Annotated in this window: 11 protein-coding genes; 8 read left to right on the top strand and 3 right to left on the bottom strand. The window is 71.7% G+C overall.

Annotation, left to right across the window (positions count from 1 at the left end):
* Positions 1 to 15: 15 nt before the first annotated feature.
* The 3 genes from OIE51_RS06370 to OIE51_RS06360 all read left to right on the top strand — a co-directional run bounded on the left by OIE51_RS06370 (position 16) and on the right by OIE51_RS06360 (position 3,924).
* Complete coding sequence (locus tag OIE51_RS06370) at positions 16 to 993, top strand: FadR/GntR family transcriptional regulator (RefSeq protein WP_326596165.1); 978 nt, start codon at positions 16 to 18, stop codon at positions 991 to 993.
* Positions 994 to 1,266: 273 nt separating this feature from the next.
* Positions 1,267 to 2,901, top strand: coding sequence for an RNA polymerase sigma factor (locus tag OIE51_RS06365; protein WP_326596164.1), 1,635 nt, complete (start codon positions 1,267 to 1,269; stop codon positions 2,899 to 2,901).
* A 108-nt stretch (positions 2,902 to 3,009) separates the two neighbouring features.
* Positions 3,010 to 3,924, top strand: coding sequence for a S1 family peptidase (locus OIE51_RS06360; RefSeq protein WP_326596163.1), 915 nt, complete (start codon positions 3,010 to 3,012; stop codon positions 3,922 to 3,924).
* Positions 3,925 to 3,989: 65 nt separating this feature from the next.
* On the opposite strand, the gene OIE51_RS06355 is transcribed toward OIE51_RS06360, so the two are convergent.
* Entirely contained in the window at positions 3,990 to 4,220 is a 231-nt protein-coding gene (locus OIE51_RS06355; RefSeq protein ID WP_326596161.1) for a DUF7455 domain-containing protein, read from the bottom strand.
* Positions 4,221 to 4,648: 428 nt separating this feature from the next.
* Here OIE51_RS06355 and OIE51_RS06350 point away from each other — a divergent pair, with 428 nt between their 5' ends.
* Positions 4,649 to 6,766, top strand: a complete 2,118-nt coding sequence (locus OIE51_RS06350; RefSeq protein ID WP_326596159.1) for a DNA gyrase/topoisomerase IV subunit B — start codon at positions 4,649 to 4,651, stop codon at positions 6,764 to 6,766.
* Between the two features lie 13 nt (positions 6,767 to 6,779).
* Here the strand turns inward: OIE51_RS06350 and OIE51_RS06345 are convergent, their stop codons facing one another.
* Positions 6,780 to 7,697, bottom strand: coding sequence for a sucrase ferredoxin (locus OIE51_RS06345; protein WP_326596158.1), 918 nt, complete (start codon positions 7,695 to 7,697; stop codon positions 6,780 to 6,782).
* Between the two features lie 115 nt (positions 7,698 to 7,812).
* Here OIE51_RS06345 and OIE51_RS06340 point away from each other — a divergent pair, with 115 nt between their 5' ends.
* The gene (locus tag OIE51_RS06340) at positions 7,813 to 8,850 is read left to right on the top strand and encodes a CobW family GTP-binding protein (RefSeq protein WP_326600521.1); all 1,038 of its coding nucleotides are present in this window, start codon (positions 7,813 to 7,815) and stop codon (positions 8,848 to 8,850) included.
* 29 nt (positions 8,851 to 8,879) lie between these two features.
* Here OIE51_RS06340 and OIE51_RS06335 read toward each other — a convergent pair whose 3' ends face one another.
* Positions 8,880 to 11,327: a DNA gyrase/topoisomerase IV subunit A gene (locus OIE51_RS06335; protein ID WP_326596157.1), complete on the bottom strand. Its 2,448-nt coding sequence runs from the start codon at positions 11,325 to 11,327 to the stop codon at positions 8,880 to 8,882.
* A gap of 141 nt (positions 11,328 to 11,468) precedes the next feature.
* Between OIE51_RS06335 and OIE51_RS06330 the strand changes: the two genes are divergently transcribed.
* From OIE51_RS06330 to OIE51_RS06320, 3 genes are all read left to right on the top strand, one after another.
* Positions 11,469 to 12,851, top strand: coding sequence for a M16 family metallopeptidase (locus tag OIE51_RS06330; RefSeq protein ID WP_326596155.1), 1,383 nt, complete (start codon positions 11,469 to 11,471; stop codon positions 12,849 to 12,851).
* A complete protein-coding gene (locus tag OIE51_RS06325) occupies positions 12,848 to 14,233 on the top strand; it encodes a M16 family metallopeptidase (RefSeq protein WP_326596153.1) in 1,386 nt (461 codons plus the stop codon). The genes OIE51_RS06330 and OIE51_RS06325 overlap by 4 nt, the downstream gene beginning before the upstream one ends.
* Before the next feature lie 226 nt (positions 14,234 to 14,459).
* Positions 14,460 to 15,137, top strand: a complete 678-nt coding sequence (locus tag OIE51_RS06320) for a GntR family transcriptional regulator (RefSeq protein WP_326596152.1) — start codon at positions 14,460 to 14,462, stop codon at positions 15,135 to 15,137.
* Positions 15,138 to 15,143: the final 6 nt, after the last annotated feature.

Raw genomic sequence — 15,143 nt, 5'->3', positions numbered from 1 at the left:
CGATCACCCTTTCGTGTGCTTTTCACCAAAGACCTCAAGGTGCCAACGGGCGCCGCCGACAAAGGAGGCGTGACTACCCTTGCGCACTCCATGATGACCCCCACTCGTTCCACCGACCCGGGCCGCGGCGGCCCCAGCGAGCTCGACCGGTACTCCTACGCCGAATCCACCGGCGCCGCCCGCACCACCAACGCGCCCGCCTGGGACGGCGACCCGGACATGGGCCGCGTCGGCCGCCGGGCCGCCGGCACCCGCGGCCGCGGCCTGCACGGGCAACTTGTGCAGCAGCTCGGGCAGATGATCGTCTCCGGCGATCTGGGCGCCGACCGGCCGCTCGTCCCCGAGGAGATCGGCCAGCGCTTCGAGGTCTCCCGCACCGTTGTTCGCGAGTCCCTGCGCGTGCTGGAGGCCAAGGGCCTCGTCAGCGCCCGCCCCAACGTCGGCACCCGGGTCCGCCCCGTCGGCGACTGGAACCTGCTCGACCCCGACATCATCGAATGGCGCGCCTTCGGGCCGCAGCGCGAGGATCAGCGCCGCGAGCTGAGCGAGCTGCGCCTCACCATCGAGCCCCTCGCCGCCCGGCTCGCGGCGGCCGACGCCACCGACGAGGTCCAGCAGCGCCTCGGCGACATGGTCGACATCATGACCCACGCCCTGGCCCAGGGGGACGCCCTCACCTTTTCCCGCGCCGACGCCGAGTTCCACGGGTTGATGCTGCAGGCCGCGGGCAACCGCATGCTGGAGCACCTCTCCGGCATCATCGGCGCGGCTCTCCAGGTCTCCGGTGGCGCCTCCTCCGGATGCGAGCACCCCACCGAGGCGTCCATCGCTCTGCACCAGCGCATCGTCGACGCGATCGGGTCCGGCGAGCCGACGACCGCCGAGACCGCGATGCGGCACCTTCTCAGCTTTTCCCCCGAGACCGCGGCCCCGGTCGCCGGACCGGCCCCGGCAGGTGCCGACCATGTGGTTCCCGCTCCGCGCGAGCACTGACGCGGCGCGCACCGAAGCGTCGCCGGGCCCGGTCCGGGCAGGGCTCCGGCGACGCTTCCGCCCTGGCCCGCTACAGTCGAGCGTGCGGTGTGACTCGGGACACGCGAAAGCTGCGTAACGCTTCGGGGAGCAGCGCGATGATTGAAGAGGTGGCCGCAGCGGCCGGACAGTGATCCGCCGCCGTTCCACCGAAGCCGTCGGCTCCCCCCGCCGCCGGTCACGGTCCCGCTTGCACCGGGCGGACCTCAAGCCGTTCCCAGAGTTTCCGAGAGGTTGTTCGTGTCGGCCAGCACTTCCCGTACTCTCCCCGCAGAGATCGCCGAGTCCAATTCTGTGATGGCGCTCATCGAACGGGGAAAGGCCGAGGGGCAGATCGCCGGCGATGACGTGCGCCGGGCCTTCGAGGCTGACGAGATCCCGTCAACCCAGTGGAAGAACGTTCTGCGCAGCCTCAACCAGATCCTCGACGAGGAGGGCGTGACGCTGATGGTGAGTGCCGCCGAGGCGCCCAAGCGCACCCGGAAGAGTGTCGCCGCGAAGACGACGGCCAAGCGGACAGCGACCAAGACGGTCGCGGCGAAGACCACGCCCGCCAAGGCCACCGCGACGGCTCACCCCGAGGACCCACCCGTCGACGTCGAGGGCGCCGAGATCGCCGACGGCGGACCGCTGAGCGACGCCGAGGCCGCGAGGCCCGAGGCGCGCAAGTCGGCGGCGGCGAAGAAGGCGCCCGTCAAGAAGGCCGCCGCGAAGAAGGCCCCGGCCAAGAAGGCCGCCGCGAAGAAGACCGCGGCCCCGGGCAAGAAGACGGACTCGAAGAAGGAGATCGTCGACGAGTTCCTTGAGGGCGAGGAGGAAGGTCCGGAGGAGCCCGCCGAGCGGGCCGTCCGGGGCGCCACTCCCGGCGAGGGACCCGACGGCAAGCCCGAGAACGAGGGCTTCATCCTCTCCGACGAGGACGAGGACGACGCGCCGGCTCAGCAGGTCGCGGCGGCCGGCGCCACCGCCGACCCGGTCAAGGACTACCTGAAGCAGATCGGCAAGGTGCCGCTGCTCAACGCCGAGCAGGAGGTCGAGCTCGCCAAGCGCATCGAGGCGGGGCTCTTCGCCGAGGACAAGCTGGCCAGCTCCGACAAGATCGCTCCCAAGCTCAGGCGCGAGCTGGAGATCATCTCCGAGGACGGCCGCCGCGCGAAGAACCACCTGCTGGAGGCCAACCTCCGCCTCGTGGTCTCGCTCGCCAAGCGGTACACCGGCCGCGGCATGCTCTTCCTGGACCTGATCCAGGAGGGCAACCTGGGTCTGATCCGGGCCGTCGAGAAGTTCGACTACACCAAGGGCTACAAGTTCTCCACGTACGCCACCTGGTGGATCCGGCAGGCCATCACCCGCGCCATGGCCGACCAGGCTCGCACCATCCGTATCCCGGTGCACATGGTCGAGGTGATCAACAAGCTCGCCCGCGTCCAGCGGCAGATGCTCCAGGACCTGGGCCGCGAGCCCACCCCGGAGGAGCTCGCCAAGGAGCTCGACATGACCCCGGAGAAGGTCGTCGAGGTCCAGAAGTACGGCCGTGAGCCGATCTCGCTGCACACCCCGCTCGGCGAGGACGGCGACAGCGAGTTCGGTGACCTCATCGAGGACTCCGAGGCCGTCGTCCCGGCGGACGCCGTGAGCTTCACCCTGCTGCAGGAGCAGCTCCACTCGGTGCTGGACACCCTCAGCGAGCGCGAGGCCGGTGTGGTCTCGATGCGCTTCGGGCTCACCGACGGCCAGCCCAAGACGCTGGACGAGATCGGCAAGGTCTACGGCGTGACGCGCGAGCGCATCCGTCAGATCGAGTCGAAGACCATGTCCAAGCTCCGCCACCCCTCTCGCTCGCAGGTCCTCCGGGACTATTTGGACTGAGCGGGGCGCAACGGCAGCACGACGGCCGCGGGCGCTTCGGGATGCGCGCCGCGGCCGTCGCCGTGACGCTGGGTGGTTACAGGATTCCGTACGGTTCCAGGAGCCTCCATGCGTCATCCGTCCCGGCCGTCGCGCACCGTCTCGCTGTCCGTCCTGGCCGCGGCCCTGCTGTCCTGGCCGCTCCTGTCGGCCCTCCCGTCCCAGCACCCCGCCGCCGCGGCCGGTGCCGCCGTGGTCGGCGGTCATCCGGCTTCGGTGTCCCGCAGCCCGTGGGCGGTGGCGCTGAGCAGTCGCGCGCTGTTCGGAGACGCCCGTTCGGGTCAGTTCTGCGGCGGGGTGGTCGTCGGCGGTCGCACGGTCGTGACCGCCGCGCACTGCCTGACCCGGCCCGCGCCCGGCGCCGGGCGCGGGGACCTGCGCGATCTGGCGGTGATCGTCGGCCGGGACGACCTGAACGGCACGGCCGGCCGCGAGGTGCCGGTGACTGGGGTGTGGATCAATCCGGCCTACGACGAGCTGACGAACGCCGGCGATCTCGCCGTGCTCACGCTCGCTCAGCCGCTTCCGGCGCGGTTCGCCATCACCGTGGCAGATCGGGGGAATCCCGCCTACACGGCGGGCACGCCGGCCGACGTCCTCGGCTGGGGGGACACCGCCGGAGACGGCAGCTATGCCGACCGGCTGCGCTCGGCCCGGGTCCGGATGCTGGACGACGCGGCCTGCGCGGACGCCTACGAGGCCGACGGCGGGAACGCGGCGGGCAGCCGTTTCGATGCGGAGTCGATGGTGTGCGCGGCGTCACCGGGTGGCGGCCGGGACGCCTGTCAAGGCGACAGCGGCGGCCCGCTGGTGGCCGGCGGGCTGCTGGTCGGCCTGGTCTCGTGGGGGACGGGCTGCGGCGAGCCCGGCCTCCCCGGTGTCTACACGCGCGGCTCCGCGGTCGCCGAGCTGCTGCGCGCGGTCGGTGCCGGAACCGACGGTCTCAAAGGCAACGGGCGGTCACCCCGGATGGCACCGGGGTGACCGCCCGTCCTCCGGCTCGAGGGCCGGACCGAGCCCGTCGTTGATGCGACGAGATACGCCGCGGATCAGCGTTCGTCGTCGTGTACGGGAGCAGGAGTCGCCGTGAGCTTCTCCGTCTCGTCCTGTATCTCCGCAGCGATCTTCTTGAGCTCCGGCTCGAACTTGCGCCCGTGGTGGGCGCAGAACAGGAGCTCACCGCCGTTGGCGAGGACCACGCGGAGATACGCCTGGGCACCACAGCGGTCGCAGCGGTCCCCGGCCGTCAGTGGGGTCGCGGGGGTCAGAACAGTAGTCACGTCGCCTCTTCTCTAGCTCGACGAGCTGTCGTACCAGGGACAACATCCAACCAGGCCGAGAACGTTCCCGCTCGCGGCTTTCTCGCTCAAAAACTTTCTGCCGAGATGGCCGAACGCTGCCGGTTGGCGGCGAATGAGCCGTATTGCAGGTGGATCGTTGTTATAAGCGCTGTCTTGGTCGTTTTGTTCCGGCTACCTCGGTGTATCCGGGGTCGGTCCTCCCGTTCAGAAGGACGTGCCCGGAGCCTAAATGGTTCATGCCTCGAAGGGAACGTGACGTGCGCGTCACCCGGACGAGTCATCGAACACGTGAACGACTCTGGGCTACTCTGATATTCCTCGGGTAGCTGCACAACCGCTCTACATGGCCTCGGTACCCTCTGAGCGGCACTAAGCCACAGATCTGGATTCAGCGAGGAGCGAACTGCGTGACCGCCGACACGTCCGTGCCATCTACCGCACTGCTGACCGGATCCGATCCTGGAGGCAACTACACCGCCCGGCACCTGCTGGTTCTGGAGGGGCTGGAGGCGGTGCGCAAGCGCCCCGGGATGTACATCGGGTCGACGGACAGCCGCGGCCTGATGCACTGCCTGTGGGAAATCATCGACAACGCCGTCGATGAGGCGCTCGGCGGCCACTGCGACCACATCGATGTCCTGCTCGGCGAGGACGGCTCGGTGGAGGTGCGGGACAACGGGCGCGGCATCCCCGTCGACATCGAGCCGAAGACCGGTCTGTCCGGCGTCGAGGTCGTGATGACCAAGCTCCACGCGGGCGGGAAGTTCGGCGGCGGGTCCTACGCGGCCTCCGGCGGCCTGCACGGGGTCGGCGCCTCGGTGGTGAACGCCCTCTCCGCCCGGCTCGACGTGGAGGTCGACCGCGGCGGGCGCACCCACACGATCAGCTTCCGGCGCGGCACCCCCGGCATCTTCACCGAGTCCGGTCCGGACGCCCCCTTCGACCCGGCCGGCGGACTGCTCACCGGCAAGAAGATCCCCAGGACGCGCACCGGCACCCGCGTGCGGTACTGGGCGGACCGGCAGATCTTCCTCAAGGACGCCAAGCTCTCCCTGGAGACCCTGTACGCCCGCGCCCGCCAGACGGCCTTCCTGGTCCCCGGGCTGACGATCGTGGTGCGCGACGAGCGCGGCGTGGAGGGCGCGGAGCCGTCCGAGGAGGTCTTCCGCTACGACGGCGGCATCGGCGAGTTCTGCGAGTACCTGGCGCCGGACAAGCCCGTCTCGGACGTGCTGCGGCTCCAGGGCGAGGGAGCGTTCAAGGAGACCGTCCCGGTCCTCGACGACCGCGGCCACATGATCCCCACCGAGGTCAAACGCGATCTGTACGTCGATGTCGCGCTGCGCTGGGGCACCGGCTACGACACCACGCTGAAGTCCTTCGTCAACATCATCGCCACCCCCAAGGGCGGCACCCACATCGCCGGCTTCGAGCGGGCCGTCCGGACGACCGTGAACGAGGTGCTGCGCGCCACCAAGCTGCTGCGTGTCGCCGAGGACGACATCACCAAGGACGACGCCCTGGAGGGGATGACGGCCGTCGTGACGGTCCGGCTGGCCGAGCCGCAGTTCGAGGGGCAGACCAAGGAGGTGCTCGGCACCTCGGCCGCCTCCCGGATCGTGGCCGCCGTGGTGGCCAAGGAGCTCAAGACCTTCCTGACCTCCACCAGACGGGACGCCAAGCAGCAGGCCCGCGCGGTCCTGGACAAGGTCGTGGCGGCGGCCCGCACCCGGATCGCCGCCCGGCAGCACAAGGAGGCCCAGCGGCGCAAGACGGCCCTGGAGTCGTCGGCGCTGCCGGCGAAGCTCGCCGACTGCCGCAGCGACGAGGTGGAGCGCAGCGAGCTGTTCATCGTGGAGGGCGACAGCGCCCTGGGCACGGCCAAGCTCGCGCGGAACTCGGAGTTCCAGGCGCTGCTGCCGATCCGTGGCAAGATCCTGAACGTTCAGAAGTCGTCGGTGTCCGACATGCTGAAGAACGCCGAGTGCGGAGCGATCATCCAGGTGATAGGAGCCGGTTCCGGGCGGACCTTCGACATCGACCAGGCGCGGTACGGCAGGGTGATCTTCCTCGCCGACGCCGATGTGGACGGCGCGCACATCCGCTGCCTGCTGCTGACTCTCTTCCAGCGCTACATGCGGCCCATGGTCGAGCAGGGCCGGGTCTTCTCGGCCGTCCCGCCGCTGCACCGTGTCGAGCTGAGCAATCCGAAGAAGGGCCAGGACAAGTACTTGTACACGTACTCGGACGGCGAGCTGCGGGAGACCCTGCGGGACTTGGACCGCCGGGGCGTGCGGTACAAGGACTCGATCCAGCGCTACAAGGGCCTCGGCGAGATGGACGCCGACCAGCTCGCGGAGACCACGATGGATCCGCGCAAGCGGACGCTGCGCCGGATCAACATCGGCGACCTGGACGCCGCGGAGGAGGCGTTCAGTCTCCTGATGGGCAACGAGGTGGCGCCGCGCCGCGAGTTCATCGCCAACGCGGCGGCGACCCTGGACCGCTCCCGTATCGACACCTGAACGCGCCCGGCGCTCAGGGGAGCGGGTCGGCGGAGGTGATCACCAGCGCGGGCTGAGGCGTGAACGCGGCGCCGCAGCTCGCGGGCGCCGGCTCGTCGGCGGCCTCCTCGGCGACCCCGACCCGCCAGCGGCGGCCGTCCCGGTGCACGACGGTCACCGACCAGGCCGCGCCGTGCCGCGGCCCCGTCTCCACGGTCAGGGCGTCGGCGGCCTCCTCGCCGGTCAGCTCCCGCACCGCCAGCTCGGCGGCCTGGCCCGGACGGTCCCAGGTGGACCGGCCACGGCAGTGCTCCGTCACCACCCGGCCGTCCTGGAGGGCGGCCAGCACGCCCTTGACGGCGATCGCCGTCATCCGGCCATAGGCGTAGCCGTGCGGGAGCGTCAGCAGGGTCGGGGAGAAGCGGTGGCCGCCGATGTGGGTGATCTCCCAGACCTCCGCGCCGCCGGCCGCGGCGATCTCGGCGGCCAGCGGGCGGCCGAGGACCGCGCAGCAGCGGTCGCGCTTGCCGTTGGTGCACACCAGCGTCAGCGGACCGCCCCGGTGGGGCTCCCACAGGCCGTCGTGGTGACCGGCGCCGAGACGGGGGAAGTCGAGGCCGAGCAGGTCGCGCGCGGCGCGGTCGTCGCCGAGCTCGGTGGTCCGGATCCACGGGGCACCGGGGCTGGTGTGCGCCAGCCAGACCCGCCGCCGGGTCGCGGCCCGCTCGCCGTCCCGGCGGGGGCGGCGGATCAGCGCGACGCGGACGCCGGTCCCGGCCCCCTCGGCGGCGGCCTCCAGGGCCCGGCCGAGGCCGGGGTCGAGCCGGCTCTCGGTGAGCGCCTTGCCGCCCCAGGGACCGGGCTGCTCGATCAGCAGCCAGGTCCGGGCGGTGGTGGCCGTGCCGGCGAGGGGCTCGGCCCGCGCCCGGGAGATAATCGCACATTCGCTCACACAGGCAAGGCTAACCTCGTTCGCCCCAGCCGCCCCGGCGGTCCCGCACCGCGCGCGGTGCGGGACCGTGATCACGGGCGGCGGGGTGCCGCTAGGCTCGGGCGCTGTGCGGAACATGGTCAGCGGCCGGATTCCGGTCATCGTGCTCGCCGGCTTCCTGGGGGTGGGGAAGACGACGCTTCTCAACCACCTGCTGCGCAACCGCGAGGGGGTCCGGATCGGGGCCGTCGTCAACGACTTCGGCAGCATCCCGGTCGACGCCATGCTGGTGGCCGGACAGGTGGACGCCATGGCGTCGTTCGGGAACGGCTGCCTGTGCTGCGCCGTCGACACCGAGGATCTGGACGCGGCGCTGGAACGGCTGGCGCGGCCCGACGCGGGGATCGACCTCATCGTCGTCGAGGCCAGCGGACTGGCCGAGCCGCCCGTGCTGATCAGGATGATCCTGGCCTGCGAGAACCCGCGCATCGTCTACGGCGGGCTCGTTCAGGTCGTGGACGCCGCCGAGCCGGACCGGAGCCGCCACCTGGGCGCCGCCGACCTCCTGGTGCTCAACAAGACCGACCGGGTCGACGCCGCCCGGCGCGGCGTCCTGTCGGCCGGGCTGCGGGAGCGGGCCGGTGGCGTCCCCGTCGTGGAGGCCGTGCACGGGCGCGTCGACCCCGGCCTGTTCTTCGACCGGTCGGACACGGCGGACACGGCGGACACGGCGGACACGGCGGTGCCTCGGACCGGCGCGCGGCAGCTCTCGTTCGCCGACCTGGCGGCCGACGAGAACGACGACCCCGGCGAGCACCTCCACACCGCCTACGACAGCGTGGCGTTCACCACCGACCGGCCGCTCGGCCCGCGCCGGCTGATGCGCTTTCTGGACAGCAGGCCGACCGGGCTCTACCGGATCAAGGGCTTCGTCTCCTTCGGCGCTGAACGGCTCACCCTGCACGCCGTCGGCCGGTTCCTGCGGTTCTACCCGGCCCCCACCGATGGCCCGACCACCGAGCTGGTCCTGATCGGCGCCGGCGTCGACGCCGAGGCGCTCCGCAAGGAGCTGGCCGACTGCGTCGCGGCGGACGGCGAGCCCGCCGACGACGGCATGGCGGAGGTCCGGCGCTTTCTGGACGATCCCGACGACATCGGCGAGGACCCCGTCTGAGGCGTCTCAGGCCCTACCCCGGCCCGGCCCTACCCCGGCCCGGCGATCACCGCGATCGCCTTCGCCAGCGGCGTCCCCGAGCCGTCCCGGCGCGGATCGGGCTCCGGCAGGTCCACCGGGGCGCCGGCGGCCGTGGCCGCTCGCGCGGGCACGGCCCCGGCCCAGGCGAACGTCAGCCGGTCCTCGCCCTTCAGGAACCGCTGGCAGCGGACCCCGCCCGTGGCCCGCCCCTTGCGGGGATACTGGTCGAGCGGTGTGAGCTTGGCCGTCCCCAGCGAGTCGTCCAGCGTGCCGCTGCCGCCCGCCACCGTGACCACAACCGCGTCGCCCGCCGGATCGATGGCCGTGAACGAGATGACTCGCGCGCCCTCGGCGAGCTTGACCCCCGTCATACCGCCCGCCGGCCGGCCCTGGGGGCGGACCTGCGAGGCTGGGTACCGCAGCAACTGCGCGTCGCTGGTGATGAAGACGAGGTCCTCCTCGCCGGTGTGCAGCTCGGCCGCGCCCACGATCCGGTCACCCTCCTTCAGGGTGATGACCTCCAGCTCCTCCTTGTTCGCCGGGTAGTCCGGCACCACCCGTTTGACCACGCCCTGCTCGGTGCCGATGGCCAGGCCGGGGGAGGACTCGTCCAGGGTGGTCAGGCAGACCACCCGCTCGTCGGCCCCCAGCGACAGGAACTCCGAGAGCTGCGCCCCGCCCGCCAGACTCGGCGCCGACGCGCCGCGCGGGAGCGGGGGCAGGTCCACCACGGCCAGCCGCAGCAGCCGGCCCGTCGACGTCACCGCGCCGACCTCGCCCCGCGTGGTGGACGGCACCGCGGAGACGATCACATCGTGCTTGCCTCTCCTGCCGCCGCTCTCGAACGACATGTCGCCGTCCGCCGTCCGCGCCAGCAGCCCGGTGGAGGACAGCAGCACGCGACACGGGTCGTCGGAGACCTCCAGCGGCACCGCCTCGGCCCGGTCGCCCTCGGACTCCAGCAGCCGCGTGCGGCGCGGCGTGCCGTACTTCTTGGCGACCTCGGACAGCTCCGCGGAGACCAGCTTCCGCAGCTCCGCGTCCGAGTCGAGAATCCGGGTCAGCTCCTCGATCTCCCCGGTCAGCCGGTCGCGCTCCGACTCCAGCTCCAGCCGGTCGAACCGCGTCAGCCGCCGCAGCGGCGTGTCCAGGATGTACTGCGTCTGCGTCTCGGAGAGCCCGAAGCGCGCGATGAGGGACTCCTTGGCCGCCGCCGCGTTGTCGCTGGAGCGGATGATCCGGATGACTTCGTCGATGTCGACCAGCGCGACGAGCAGACCCTCGACCAGGTGCAGCCGGTCCCGCCGCTTGCGGCGGCGGAACTCGCTGCGCCGCCGCACCACTTCGAAGCGGTGGTCGACATAGACCTCCAGGAGCTCCCGCAGGCCCATCGTCAGCGGCTGGCCGTCCACCAGCGCCACGTTGTTGATGCCGAAGGTCTCCTCCATCGGCGTCAGCTTGTAGAGCTGGGCCAGCACCGCCTCGGGGTTGAAGCCGTTCTTCACCTCGATGACCAGGCGCAGCCCGTGCTCCCGGTCGGTCAGGTCCTTGACGTCCGCGATGCCCTGCAGCCGCTTCGCGTTGACCAGGTCCTTGATCTTGGCGATGACCTTCTCCGGGCCGACCATGAACGGCAGCTCCGTCACCACCAGTCCGCGCCGCCGGGCGGTGACCTTGTCCACCGTCACCGTGGCCCGCATCCGGAACGTGCCCCGGCCCGTCTCGTAGGCGTCCCTGATCCCGTCGAGCCCGACGACCTGGCCGCCGGTCGGCAGATCCGGCCCGGGCACGAAGCGCATCAGCGCGGCCAGGTCGGCGTTCGGATACCGGATCAGATGCCGGGCCGCCGCGATGACTTCCGTCAAGTTGTGCGGTGGCATGTTCGTCGCCATGCCGACCGCGATCCCGCTCGCCCCGTTCACCAGCAGGTTCGGATAGGCGGCGGGCAGCGCCACCGGCTCCTGTTCGCTGCCGTCGTAGTTGGGCGCGAAATCGACCGTGTCCTCGTCGATCGACTCCACCATCAGCCCGGCCGCCGGCGCGGACCGGCACTCCGTGTACCGCATGGCGGCGGGTGGATCGTCGTTCCCCAGCGAACCGAAGTTCCCATGGCCGTCCACCAGGGGCAGTCGCATCGAGAACGGCTGGGCCATCCGCACCAGCGCGTCGTAGATCGCGGTGTCCCCGTGCGGATGCAGCTTGCCCATCACCTCGCCGACCACGCGGGCGCACTTCACATAGCCGCGCTCGGGCCGCAGCCCCATGTCGTGCATCTGGTAGAGGATCCGGCGGTGCACCGGCTTCATGCCGTCCCGCGCGTCCGGCAGCGCCCGGGAGTAGATGACGGAATAGGCGTACTCCAGGAAGGAGCCCTGCATCTCGTCGACGACGTCGATGTCGAGGATGCGCTCCTCGAATGCCTCGGGAGGCGGGGACTTCGTGCTGCGGCGGGCCATCGCGGCAGGCTCCTTCGTAGGGGCGGGCGGGGTTGCTGGCGACCATTGTGGACCGCCCCACTGACAACCGGGAACTTCGCACACCCCGGCTCACCTTGCATAAGGTGACGTACACCTCGACCGTCCGAGCGAAGGGACCTCATGCCCATGGGCCACACGGCCATCCCGCAGGACACCGCCGGCGCGCTCACCGCCACCGAGCACAGACTGGCCAACGGGCTGCGCCTGGTGCTTTCCGAGGACCACCTCACCCCGGTCGCCGCCGTCTGCCTCTGGTACGACGTCGGCTCCCGGCACGAGGTCCAGGGCCGCACCGGACTGGCGCACCTCTTCGAGCACCTGATGTTCCAGGGCTCGGCCCAAGTGAAGGGCAACGGGCACTTCGAGCTCATCCAGGGAGCCGGCGGCTCGCTCAACGGGACCACCAGCTTCGAACGCACCAACTACTTCGAGACCATGCCCGCCCACCAGCTCGAACTGGCCCTGTGGCTGGAGGCGGACCGGATGGGCACGCTGCTGTCGGCGCTGGACGAGGAGTCCATGGAGAACCAGCGCGACGTCGTCAAGAACGAGCGCCGCCAGCGGTACGACAACGTGCCCTACGGCACGGCGTTCGAGAAGCTCACCGCCATGGTCTTCCCGGCGGGGCATCCCTACCACCACACCCCGATCGGCTCGATGGCCGATCTGGACGCCGCGTCGCTGGAGGACGCCCGGGAGTTCTTCCGCACCTACTACGCGCCCAACAACGCCGTCCTGGCGGTCGTCGGCGACATCGACCCGGAACAGGTCCTGGCCTGGGCCGAGAAGTACTTCGGCTCGATCCCCGCCCACGACGGCAAGCGCCCGCCGCGCGACGGCACGCTGCCGCTGATCATCGGCGCGGAACTGCGCGAGCTGGTCCGCGAGGACGTCCCGGCGCGGGCGCTGATGGCGGCCTACCGGCTGCCCCACGACGGCACCCGGGAGGGCGACGCGGCCGACCTGGCGCTGACCGTGCTGGGCGGCGGGGAGTCGTCCCGGCTGCACAACCGGCTGGTGCGGCGGGACCGCACGGCCGTCTCGGCCGGCTTCGGCCTGCTGCGCCTGGCGGGCGCGCCCTCGATGGGCTGGCTGGACGTGAAGACCTCGGGGGACGCGGAGATCGCGGACATCGAGGCGGCCCTGGACGAGGAGCTGGCGCGGTTCGCCGAGCAGGGGCCGACGCCGGAGGAGATGGAGCGCGCCCAGGCCCAGTTGGAGCGCGAGTGGCTGGACCGGCTCGCCACGGTCGGCGGCCGGGCCGACGAGCTGTGCAAGTTCGCCGTGCTCTTCGGTGACCCGACGCTCGCCTTCACCGCCGTGCGGCGCGTCCTGGAGGTCACTCCCGAGGAGGTGCGCGCGGTGGCCGTCGCCCAGCTCCGCCCGGACAACCGCGCGGTCCTGGTCTACGAGCCGACCGGGCCCTCCGAGCAGGCGGATCAGGGGGACCAGACGGACACCACCGAGTCGACCGACTCCGACACCGAAGGGGCGGACAAGTGACGGACGCCACCACCACGCCACTCCACCCGCGGCCGGTGGGCGGGGAGCCCAGGCCGTGGGCGTTCCCGGCACCGGAGCGGAGCAGCCTGCCCAACGGGCTGACGGTGCTGCGCAGTCACCGGCCCGGCCAGCGCGTCATCGCGGTCGAGATGAACCTGACCGCGCCGCTGGAGACGGAGCCACAGGGGCAGGAGGGCGTGGCCACCATCATGGCCCGTGCCTTCAACGAGGGCACCGACAAGCACACGGCCGAGGAGTTCGCCGCCGAGCTCGAACGCTGCGGCGCCACGCTCGACGCCCACGCCGACCACGCGGGTCTGCGCGTCTCGCTGGAGGTCCCCGCCTCCCGGCTGACCAAGGCGCTCGGGCTCCTCGCCGACGCGCTGCGTGCCCCCGCCTTCGCGGACAGCGAAATCGAGCGGCTGGTCCGCAACCGGCTGGACGAGATCCCGCACGAGCTGGCAAACCCCGGGCGCCGCGCGGCGATGGCGCTGTACGCGGCGCTGTTCCCGGCCGAGTCCCGGATGTCGCGGCCCCGGCAGGGCACGGCGGAGACCGTGGAGCGGATCGACGCCAAGGCGGTGCGCGCCTTCTACGACGCGCACATCAGGCCCGCCGCGGCCACCGCCGTCGTCGTCGGCGACCTCACCGGGATCGACCTGGACGCGGCGCTCAAGGAGACCCTGGGCACGTGGACCGGGTCCGCCGCCGAGCCGCCCGTCTGGTCGTCGGCCGATGTGAACGACGCCGCCCGGGTCGTCATCGTGCACCGTCCGGGCGCGGTGCAGACCCAGCTCCTCATCGGGCGGACCGGCCCCGACCGGCACGACCCGGTGTACCCCGCGCGCCGGCTCGGCATCTACTGCCTGGGTGGCACGATCACCTCCCGGCTGGACCGGGTGCTGCGCGAGGAAAAGGGCTACACGTACGGCATCCGCGCGTTCAGCCAGGTGCTGCGCTCCAGTGCGGACGGCTCGGGTCTGGCGCTGCTCGGCATCCGGGGCTCGGTGGCCACGGACGTCACCGGCCCGGCGCTGGCCGACCTGTGGCAGGTGCTGCGCACGCTGGCCGCCGAGGGGCTGACGGACGACGAGCGGGACGCGGCCGTGCAGTACCTGGTGGGGGTGGCGCCGCTCAGCTTCGAGACGGCGGCGGCGGTGGCGGGCACGCTGGCCGACCAGGTCGAGGAGGAACTGCCGGACGACTACCAGGCGCGGTTGTACGCCAGGCTGGCCGAGACCGGCGCGGTGGAGGCGTCCGCGGCCGTGGTCCGGGCGCTGCCCGCCGACGGGCTGGTGACCGTGCTCGTCGGGGACGCCGAGCAGATCGCGGGGCCGGTCCGGGACCTCGGAATCGGCGAGGTCACCGTCGTCGGCGGCTGACCGGCGCGCGAGAAGCTCACAAGGGCCCCGGGCGCACGCCGCCCGGGGCCCGCGCTGTCCGTATTCGTGGCCGTACCTCCGCGGAGCTTCCGTGTTCACGGCCGAAAATCGGTGGGTTTTCGGGGGGCGGTATCGGCATACCGGGGTTTTTGCCATACAGTTCGGGTTAGTGACCCGGTAGTAATGCAACAGGGCTGACGCCGGCTATGTCAGTGGGGGTTTGTTCATGCGTATCTCCGCGCACACGGTATGCACGGCGATCCGTGACGACATTGTCGGTGGAGTCCTGCCACCCGGCACGCGGCTGGCCGAGGAGCAGCTCGCCCAGCGGTACGGCGTCTCCCGGGTCCCGGTGCGCGAGGCGCTGCGCACGCTGGAGTCCGAGGGCTTCGTCGTCTCCCGGCGCCACGCCGGGGCCTGTGTGGCGCAGCTCGGCGACCGCGAGGCGGCGGACCTGCTGGACATAAGGGCGCTGCTGGAGCCGCTGGGCGCGGCCCGGGCGGCGCAGCGGCGCACCGAGGCGCACCTCAAGGTCCTGCGCGGGCTCGTCCGGCTCGGGCGTCAGCGCGCAGGCCAGGGACAGGAAGCGGACCTGCGGTCGCTGGGCGACTGGTTCCACGAGACGGTGGCCCAGGCGACGTGCAGTCCCGGCCTCACGGCCCTGCTGGTGCAGCTGCGGCGCAAGATCACCTGGCTGTACGCGGCGGAGCCGGTCTCCCGGGCCGTGGTGGTCTGGCAGGAGCGCGGCGCCCTGGTGGACGCCATCGCGCGCGGTGACGCGGAGCGGGCGCGGGCCCTGTCGGCGGCCCAGCTCGAACGGGCGACGCCGACCCGCCGCCAGTTTCGCTCGGTCGCCGTGAGGAGCCCGAAACCTGCCGTAAACACGGTTCGCGGCCAGATTTAACAGCGA

The organism is Streptomyces sp. NBC_01803 (assembly GCF_035917415.1).
GTDB lineage: Bacteria > Actinomycetota > Actinomycetes > Streptomycetales > Streptomycetaceae > Streptomyces.
This window is presented reverse-complemented; position numbering and strand designations above follow the sequence as displayed.